The sequence below is a fragment of the Actinobacillus ureae ATCC 25976 genome, from assembly GCF_000188255.1.
In the GTDB taxonomy this organism is placed as follows: Bacteria; Pseudomonadota; Gammaproteobacteria; order Enterobacterales; family Pasteurellaceae; genus Actinobacillus; species Actinobacillus ureae.
Window position 1 is genome coordinate 693,212 of sequence record NZ_GL831080.1, and the last position, 8,629, is coordinate 701,840.

Genomic DNA, 8,629 nt, shown 5'->3' on the forward strand with positions numbered 1-8,629 from the left:
GAGCAGCTGTATTGGCTTGAATGCCTAATAAATCTGCAGCTGTTCTGGCTGTCACTTCTGCAACAAAAAATTCAAGCAATCTTCTTTGTATATATTTCTTTAATTTACAATGGGTTATCTTCATTTTTGTAGTATAGCATTCTTGCTAATCTACTACAGCCCCTTTTATTTTTATATCTTGTCTGGGTGATGAATCATCACAAATCTTTCCCATAACTCTTCTTGCGTTTCTTGATGTTCCGGATCCGGAATAATACAGTTAGTAATCGGACAAACTTTTTGACAGGTCGGCTTTTCATAATGTCCGACACATTCGGTACATAATACCGGATCAATCACATACACATCATCGCCGATTGAAATTGCTTCATTCGGACATTCGGGTAAGCACATATCACAGTTGGTACATTTGTGGGTAATCAGTAAAGCCATAAATTCAACGTATTCTAAAAAGTGAGCGATTATACAGGTAAAACGAAAAGATAATTTAGATTTACAGATATTTTACGCTAAAACGAAAAATTTTTGTGATCTAGATCGCAAATTTTAAATTTACCCATGCCTTAGGGAACGTTCCCATTTGCAAGAAATAGCCAATATCTATAATTCAACTTAATTTTCAGGTTAACAAACATCCAATAACAGGAGTATTCCTATAGCCAAAGCAAAAATCGATCCGCAAAATGTGGATAAATTAATTGAATTTATTGGTGGTCGCGAAAACATTGCGACTGTCACTCACTGTATTACCCGTTTGCGTTTCGTGTTAAATGATGACAGCAAAGTGGATAGCAAAGCGTTAGAAGGCTTACCGATGGTAAAAGCGAATTTTGCTACAGGCGGCAATATCAAGTTGTTATTGGGCAGGAAGTCGGTGATTACTACAAAATCGTGTTGGAGAAAACCGGCTTAGCGAATGTTGATAAAGAGCAAGTGAAAGCGGCTGCTCGTCAAAATCAAAAAGGCTATGAACGTTTGATCTCGCATATGGCGGATATTTTTATTCCGTTGTTGCCTGCGTTAATCAGCGGCGGTTTGATTTTAGGTTTCCGCAACGTGATTAGCGATATTGCGATGTTTGAAAACGGTACCAAAACACTTGTGCAAGTCAGCAGTTTTTGGGCTAGCGTGCATAGTTTCCTATGGCTGATTGGCGAGGCGATTTTCAATTTCTTACCGGTGGGAATTTGTTGGTCGATAGCTCGCAAAATGGGGACATCGCCAATCCTTGGTATTGTGTTGGGTGTGACTCTTGTTTCACCTCAGCTAATGAACTCTTACGGTTTAGGCTCGCAAGTTCCGGAAGTATGGGATTTCGGCTTCCTAGCAGTGGAAAAAGTCGGTTATCAAGCGCAAGTAATTCCGGCGACTATGGCGAGGTTGGCGTTAGCCTATATTGAACGTTTTATGACGAAAATCGTGCCGAACTATCTCAACCTCATCATTGTACTGGTGGTATCAATTATCTTAGCTGTGTTCCTTGCGCATACGATTATCGGCCCAATCGGACGTGAAATCGGTAACGGTATTGCGTTCGTAGTGAAACATTCGATGACCGGCGATTTTGCCCCAATCGGTGCGGCGTTATTTGGTTTCCTTTATGCTCCGCTTGTAGTAACCGGCGTACACCAAACCACGTTGGCGATTGATATGCAGATGATTCAAAGTATTGGCGGTACGCCTGTTTGGCCAATCATTGCTTTATCAAATATTGCACAAGCTTCTGCCGTATTGGCGATTGTGTTTGTGAGCAAAAAAGCGAATGAACGTGAAGTTTCCGTACCGGCGGCACTTTCCGCTTATTTAGGTGTAACCGAACCGGCAATGTACGGTATCAACTTAAAATATCGCTTCCCAATGCTATGTGCGATGATTGGTGCTGCATTAGTGGGTTTGATTTGTGGCTTCGCCGGTGTGCTAGCGAACGGTATCGGTGTGGGCGGTTTACCAGGTATTTTATCAATTCAACACGTTTACTGGGGAACGTTTGCAGTTGCAATGTTAGTGGCGATTGTTGTTCCGTTAGCATTGACCGCAATGGTTTATAAACGCAAAGAAAAAGCGGGAACGTTAGAATAATCAAATAGATAGCGGTTAGATTTTCGCAAAATTTTACTAAAATCTGACCGCTTGTTAATTTTATAAGGAAAGCAAGATGAGCAAAAATTGGTAGAAAAACGGGGTGATTTATCAGATTTACCCAAAATCTTTCCAAGATACAACAGGTTCCGGCACGGGTGATATTCAGGGAATTATTAAGCGTTTAGATAATTTGCAAACCTTAGGGGGGGATGGTATTTGGATTACACCGATGTACGTTTCGCCACAAATTGATAATGGTTACGACATTGCTAACTACCGTGAAATCGACCCAAGCTACGGCACGATGGCAGATTTTGAGCAATTGATTGTAGAGGCTCACAAACGCAATATTCGCATTGTGATGGATATGGTGTTTAACCACAGTTCGACTTTCCATGAATGGTTCAAGCAAGGTGAAGAGCCGCAATCTGAATATCATGATTTCTATATTTGGCGAGAAACCCCGACTAATTGGAAATCGAAATTTGGTGGCTCAGCGTGGAAATGGTCGGATAAAGCGCAAAAATACTATTTACATTTATTCGCCCCAGAGCAGGCGGATCTGAACTGGGAAAATCCTCGTTTGCGTGCCGAATTATTTGATATTTGCCGTTTCTGGGCAGAAAAAGGCATTGACAGTTTACGTTTAGACGTAGTGAATTTGATTTCTAAACCGGAACAGTATGAGGACGACTTTGAGGGGGATGGTCGCCGTTTTTATACTGATGGGCATAAAATTCATCAACATTTGCAAGAACTCAATCAGAAAACACTTACTCCTTATGGCTTAATGAGCGTGGGCGAAATGTCTTCGACTAAGCTCGAGCATTGCCAGCAATATGCGAATTTAGCCGGTACGGAGCTTTCGATGACCTTTAATTTTCATCACCTTAAAGTGGATTACCCGAATGGTGAAAAATGGACGTATGCTCAACCTGATTATGTGGAACTGAAGTCGATTTTTAACTATTGGCAACAGGGAATGCATAACAAAGCGTGGAATGCGTTGTTTTGGTGTAATCACGATCAGCCTCGCATTGTGTCTCGCTTTGGTGATGAAGGTGAGCTTCGTACCACGTCGGCAAAAATGTTAGCGATGTTGCTACACGGAATGCAAGGCACGCCGTATATTTATCAGGGCGAAGAAATCGGGATGACTAACCCGAACTTTACCAGCATTACAGAATATCGAGATGTAGAAAGCCTCAACGCTTATGCAGAATTGTAAGAAAAAGGTGAAAATGAACCGCTTATTCTGAAAATTTTAGCGCAAAAATCGCGAGATAACTCACGCACACCAGTGCAATGGGACGCAACCGAAAATGTAGGTTTTTCAAGGGGTAAGCCGTGGATTGATGTAGCGAAAAACTTCCGAGACATTAATGTGGAACAAGCTTTGGCGGATAAAGATTCGGTGTTCTACACTTATCAATCATTAATTGCGTTACGTAAGGAATTGGCAGTCTTAACGGATGGCGATTATACGGATTTACTGCCGGAACATCCGCTGGTTTGGGCGTATCGCCGCCAAATAGCGCAAGAGAGATTAACGGTTGTTGCCAATTTAAGTGCGGAGAAGCAGCTCGTTAATATTGAAACAAGCGGTCGAATCTTGATGAATAATTACCAACAAGTCACACAAACCGAACAGGGGATTTGGCTTGAACCCTATCAAAGTATTTATTTCATCGCATAAAAAAATAGAGGAGCAACTGCTCCTCTTTTTTTGAATCTAAAATTTGCTTAGCCTTTTTGTTGTTCTAGATAAAGCACGGTAGCGGCTACACGAGAATGTACATTTAATTTGCGTAATAAATTACGAATATGTACTTTCACTGTTTCTTCTGAAATGAACAACTGACCGGCAATTTGTTTGTTCGACATACCGGTTGCGATCCACTGTAAAACATCACGTTCACGGTCGGTTAAAACACTTAACGGATCATTTTCTGGGCGGCGATCTAATAAATGTTGCTGTACCGTTTCACTTAATACCATTTCACCTTTTGCCGCTTTACGAATATTTTCCACCAAATCAGCCGTATCACTGTCTTTAAGCAAATAGCCGTCAACACCGGCATCCATCAGCGCAAAAATATCAGATTGTTCGTCCGATACAGTTAAGACAATAATACGGCTGTCCACGCCATGCGTGCGTAGAGAGCGTAAAGTGTCTAAACCTGAGATTCCTTTCATATTCAAATCTAAAATAATCAGATCAGGATCTTTACCTAACGCTAACGCAATGCCGTCAGTACCGTTACTTGCTTCCCCAATTACAACAAAATTATCTTCTAATTCAAGAATTTGACGCATACCTTGACGCATAAGCGGGTGGTCATCAATCAAAAGAATTTTATAAGGTTCGGTCATTTTGTGCCTCCAATAAAAATTGGCATAAATTTTGAGGGTTATACTTACCTAAAGCAAGTTACCCATTTTGGGTAATTTGAAACATTTTTGATCTTAGCCAATTTCTTGTCTAGTTAAATTTCCTATTGATTTGTAAAACTTTTCAACTATTAGACCGCTTGTTCCGCTATAATAGCGCTAATTTTAGCTAAAAGAATGATAACAATGACGACTCAAACAACTTATTTTGCCACTGCTGCTCGTGGTTTTGAAGAAATGTTAAAAACAGAACTGGAGCAGATCTGTGAAGCCGAGTGTAAAGTTGCACAAGGTGGAGTGCATTTTACAACGACCCAACGAGGAGCATATCAGGCATTACTACATAGCCGTTTGGCTTCTCGTATCTTATTACCGTTGGTAACCACCAAAATTTTTAGTGATCTGGATTTATACGCAACGATCGTCGGTATCAACTGGGCAGACATTTTTGATCCGCGAGATACTTTCTTTGTCGATTTTAACGGCACTAACCGCGAGATCCGTAATACCCAATTCGGTGCAATGCGTGTAAAAGACGGGGTTGTCGATTATTTTGAACGTAAAGGCTTCACTCGCCCGACAGTGGATAAAGATCATGCAGATATTCGAATTCACGTTTATCTCGACCGAGAAAATATGGTGGTATCGCTTGATTTAAGCGGTGATGCGTTACATATGCGAGGCTACCGTGAAGACACAGGTAAAGCACCGCTACGTGAAACATTGGCAGCGGCGATTATTCTTCGTTCCGGTTGGCAAAAAGGCACACTGCTGGTTGATCCAATGTGCGGTTCGGGTACGTTGTTGATTGAAGCGGCACAAATGCAAGCGGGGATTGCACCACAATTACACCGTAAGCATTGGGGCTTTAATGCGTGGAAAGGACATCAACAAGCGGTATGGAAAGAGGTGCTAGAGCAGGCCTATTTGCAACAAAATGAAGAAATTCAACCGCTTTTCTTCGGCTTTGACCTTGATCATCATGTATTGGCTAAAGCAAAACAGAATGCGAAAAATGCCGGTGTAGCACATTTAATTCAATGGCAACAAGGTGATGTAGCTGCGTTAAAAAATCCTTGTCCTGAACAAGTCGGAACCGTGATTTGTAACCCGCCGTATGGTGAGCGTTTAGGTACAACACTGGCGCTAATTGCTCTTTATTCGGTATTCGGGCAACGTTTAAAACAACAATTTGGTGGTTGGAATGCGTCTATTTTTAGTGGTGAACCAGAATTGTTGAACTGTTTACGTTTACGTTCACACCGTCAATTTAAGGCGAAAAACGGCCCGTTAGATTGTTTACAGAAAAACTATCAAGTTAGTGAACGTTCCGTTGCAGAGCAACAGGCGGACGATCTTAAATTTGAGCAAAATGCACAAGTTGCTCCTGACTTTGCAAATCGTTTAACGAAGAATATTAAGAAAATTGAAAAGTGGGCGAAGCAACAGGGGATTAACGCATACCGTTTATATGATGCGGACTTACCGGAATATAATTTAGCGGTTGATCGCTATGATGATCATATTGTAGTACAAGAGTATGCCGCACCGAAAAATATTGATGAGCAAAAAGCCCGTCAACGTTTATTAGATGCGGTATCGGCAACCTTGTATGTCACAGGCGTAGAAACCAATAAATTGGTATTAAAAGTACGTCAAAAGCAAAAAGGCACAAACCAATACGAGAAATTAGCCAATAAAGGTGATTATTTCTACGTAACCGAATACGGTGCAAAATTATGGGTAAATTTGACCGATTATCTTGATACCGGCTTATTCTTAGACCATCGTTTAACTCGTAAGATGGTAGGGCAGATGGCAAAAGGAAAAACGTTCCTCAATCTTTTTGCTTACACCGGTTCAGCGACAATTCATGTCGCATTAAATGGTGCGAAGTCTACAACTACGGTAGATATGTCGAATACTTACCTGAATTGGGCGGAGCAAAATTTAGAGTTAAATAACTTACCGTTACGTCATCATCGTTTATTCCAAGCAGACTGCTTGCAGTGGTTGGCGGAATGTCGCGAGCGTTTTGAACTGATTTTTGTTGATCCGCCGACATTCTCCAATTCAAAACGAATGGAAGACAGCTGGGACGTACAACGTGATCATATTAAACTAATGACGCAACTTAAACGCATTTTAACGGCGGACGGAACAATCGTATTCTCGAATAATAAGCGTGGTTTTAAAATGGATTTTGAAGGCTTAGCTGAATTAGGTTTACAATCGGAAAATATTTCCCATAAAACATTACCGCTTGATTTTGAGCGTAATCCGCAAATCCATAACTGCTGGATCATTCGTCATATTGAAAATTAACAATGATGGAATACACAAGCGAGATTTGTGTATTCCATATTTTGATGGTAAATAAAAATGTTAGATATTGTTTTATATGAACCGGAAATTCCACAAAACAGCGGTAATATTATCCGCTTGTGTGCAAACTGTGGCTTTAGATTACATATGATTGAACCGCTAGGTTTTGAGTGGGACGACAAAAAACTACGTCGTTCAGGTTTAGATTATCACGAGTTTGTCGATATTCAAAAATACAAAAATTTTGAAGACTTTTTAGAACGTGCCAAGCCAAAACGCTTATTTGCGCTAACAACTAAAGGTGAACCGAATCATAGTGAAGTGAGTTATGAATTAGGTGATTTCTTAATGTTCGGGCCGGAAAGCCGTGGTATCCCGATGGCTATTTTGGATAGTTTACCGATGTCGCAAAAAATCCGAGTACCGATGTGTAAAGACAGTCGCAGTATGAATCTTTCTAATACGGTGGCGGTTGTTGTATATGAGGCGTGGCGTCAATTCGGTTATCAAGGTTCTGTGCCGAGACAGCCTATTTAGTTTAGCACTATCAATAACAAGCAGTTAATTTTCTACAAGAATTTACAAATTATTCTAAGATATTGACCGCTTGCTTACCTAGTAGCATAAAAAATCCCAAGCCTCAGCTTGGGATTTTTGTTTCAATAATTCAGTAATTAAAGTTTAGCGACAAGCATTGCTTCTAATTTCTCAATATCTACTGCAAATTTACGGATACCTTCCGCTAATTTTTCAACAGCCATTGGGTCTTGGTTATGTTGCCAGTAGAATTCCGCTTCTGTTAATGGTGCCGGACGAGTTTTCACTTCACCTTTATATTCTAATTTACGAACAAGCGGGGCATTGCTTTCTGCAAGTTCTTTTAATAACGGTGGAGCAATAGTTAAACGGTCACAACCTGCGATTTCGGTAATTTCACCTACGTTACGAAAACTTGCACCCATAACCACGGTTTGATAGCCGTACTGTTTGTAGTAGTTATAGATATTCGTAACAGAAATTACACCAGGATCTTCTGCCGGTGCATATTCTTTTTTCTCTGCTGCTTTATACCAGTCTAAGATACGACCAACAAACGGAGAGATTAAGTAAACACCAGCTTCTGCACACGCACGAGCTTGTGCTTGAGAGAATAATAAGGTTAAGTTACAGTTGATACCTTCTTTCTCTAACACTTCCGCCGCACGAATACCCTGCCAAGTTGAAGCGATTTTAATAAGAATACGATCATTGCTAACGCCTGCTTCATTATAAAGCTTCATAATTTGGCGAGCTTTCTCAATAGTTGCTTCCGTATCGTAAGAAAGACGAGCATCAACTTCAGTTGAAATACGTCCCGGTACGATTTTAAGAATTTCTAAACCAATATTAACTGCTAACTTATCTTCCACATCAATAAGTTGTTGGGCTTTATCATCACTTTTTGCTTTAGCATAAGCCACTGCATCATCAATTAATGAAGCATATTGTGGTAATGCAGACGCACTTAAAATTAAAGACGGGTTAGTGGTTGCATCTTGCGGTTGATATTGTTTGATTGCTTCAATGTCGCCTGTATCGGCAACAACAACAGTCATTTCACGTAAAGCATCTAATTGGCTCATAAAAGGTTCCTCTTTATATAAATAGATGAATAAGGATAATGGCATATATAATAACAGTAACTTCTCGAAAAAGTACGAATAATTTTGTGAGGAAGATCACAAAATTAGACTTATAGTCAAAAGTTATCATGAAATTACTCAAAAATGCACTTGTTTTACTCAATTTGAATAAATGTTATGCGAAGGGTCAATTATTTTAAACTTTTTGC

Annotated in this window: 5 protein-coding genes and 3 pseudogenes; 4 read left to right on the forward strand and 4 right to left on the reverse strand. The window is 40.2% G+C overall.

What is annotated here, in order from left to right; translation table 11 throughout:
- Both HMPREF0027_RS11600 and HMPREF0027_RS03450 read right to left on the reverse strand, forming a co-directional pair.
- Window positions 1-124 (reverse strand): annotated as a pseudogene (locus HMPREF0027_RS11600) (IS1595 family transposase); the annotation flags it as partial.
- A 47-nt stretch (window positions 125-171) separates the two neighbouring features.
- Window positions 172-432, reverse strand: a complete 261-nt coding sequence (locus HMPREF0027_RS03450) for a YfhL family 4Fe-4S dicluster ferredoxin (protein WP_005614274.1) — start codon at window positions 430-432, stop codon at window positions 172-174.
- 223 nt (window positions 433-655) lie between these two features.
- Here HMPREF0027_RS03450 and treB point away from each other — a divergent pair.
- Both treB and treC read left to right on the forward strand, forming a co-directional pair.
- Window positions 656-2,079 (forward strand): annotated as a pseudogene (gene treB, locus HMPREF0027_RS03455) (PTS trehalose transporter subunit IIBC).
- A 103-nt stretch (window positions 2,080-2,182) separates the two neighbouring features.
- Window positions 2,183-3,778, forward strand: a pseudogene (gene treC / locus HMPREF0027_RS03460) (alpha,alpha-phosphotrehalase).
- A gap of 47 nt (window positions 3,779-3,825) precedes the next feature.
- Here the strand turns inward: treC and HMPREF0027_RS03465 are convergent.
- Window positions 3,826-4,455 carry a response regulator gene (locus HMPREF0027_RS03465; RefSeq protein WP_005622307.1) on the reverse strand — a complete coding sequence of 210 codons (630 nt, stop codon included), beginning with the start codon at window positions 4,453-4,455 and terminating at the stop codon, window positions 3,826-3,828.
- A 204-nt stretch (window positions 4,456-4,659) separates the two neighbouring features.
- Here HMPREF0027_RS03465 and rlmKL point away from each other — a divergent pair, with 204 nt between their 5' ends.
- Together rlmKL and trmL are read left to right on the forward strand one after the other, a co-directional pair.
- Window positions 4,660-6,798 (forward strand): bifunctional 23S rRNA (guanine(2069)-N(7))-methyltransferase RlmK/23S rRNA (guanine(2445)-N(2))-methyltransferase RlmL, encoded by a 2,139-nt coding sequence (rlmKL, locus tag HMPREF0027_RS03470; protein WP_044024248.1) that lies wholly within the window; start codon window positions 4,660-4,662, stop codon window positions 6,796-6,798.
- A gap of 57 nt (window positions 6,799-6,855) precedes the next feature.
- Window positions 6,856-7,335, forward strand: coding sequence for a tRNA (uridine(34)/cytosine(34)/5-carboxymethylaminomethyluridine(34)-2'-O)-methyltransferase TrmL (trmL, locus tag HMPREF0027_RS03475; RefSeq protein ID WP_005622309.1), 480 nt, complete (start codon window positions 6,856-6,858; stop codon window positions 7,333-7,335).
- Between the two features lie 137 nt (window positions 7,336-7,472).
- Here trmL and tal read toward each other — a convergent pair whose 3' ends face one another.
- Window positions 7,473-8,420: a transaldolase gene (tal, locus tag HMPREF0027_RS03480; RefSeq protein ID WP_044024249.1), complete on the reverse strand. Its 948-nt coding sequence runs from the start codon at window positions 8,418-8,420 to the stop codon at window positions 7,473-7,475.
- Between the last annotated feature and the right edge of the window lie 209 nt (window positions 8,421-8,629).